Origin of the sequence: Acinetobacter sp. UBA3132, assembly GCF_002364825.1 — a bacterium.
Taxonomy (GTDB): Bacteria; Pseudomonadota; Gammaproteobacteria; order Pseudomonadales; family Moraxellaceae; genus Acinetobacter; species Acinetobacter schindleri.
Genome location: NZ_DEZM01000003.1, coordinates 1 through 286 on the forward strand (window position 1 = coordinate 1; position 286 = coordinate 286).

Consider the following 286-nt stretch of genomic DNA (forward strand, 5'->3'; position numbering starts at 1 on the left):
TTCAAATAAATTTATATATATTTTTCAAAAACTTAAAATAAATATCAGGCAGTCTTTAATAATAATATTGGTATAGTCAAATCATATTTCAAGTCAACAAAGAAGAATTTTTATTCAGCCACAAACTTAATCATGTGAAATAAAAAAAGCCTTTATCAATAAAGGCTTTTCCGGAATAGATTATAAAAATTATGGTGCCGGATTCGGCTGCTGACGATGAATCGCTTCAATGCCTTTCAGTACTTCCTCAGACAGGTTGACTTCAAAAGCCTGAATATTTTCTTTT

The 286-nt window shown here is 29.0% G+C and carries 1 protein-coding gene; it reads right to left on the bottom strand.

Features of this window, described 5'->3' with window-relative positions; all coding sequences use genetic code 11:
- Positions 1 to 189: 189 nt before the first annotated feature.
- The coding region (locus B4033_RS13620) for a hypothetical protein (protein WP_414631400.1) at positions 190 to 286 on the bottom strand (97 nt) is incomplete at its 5' end.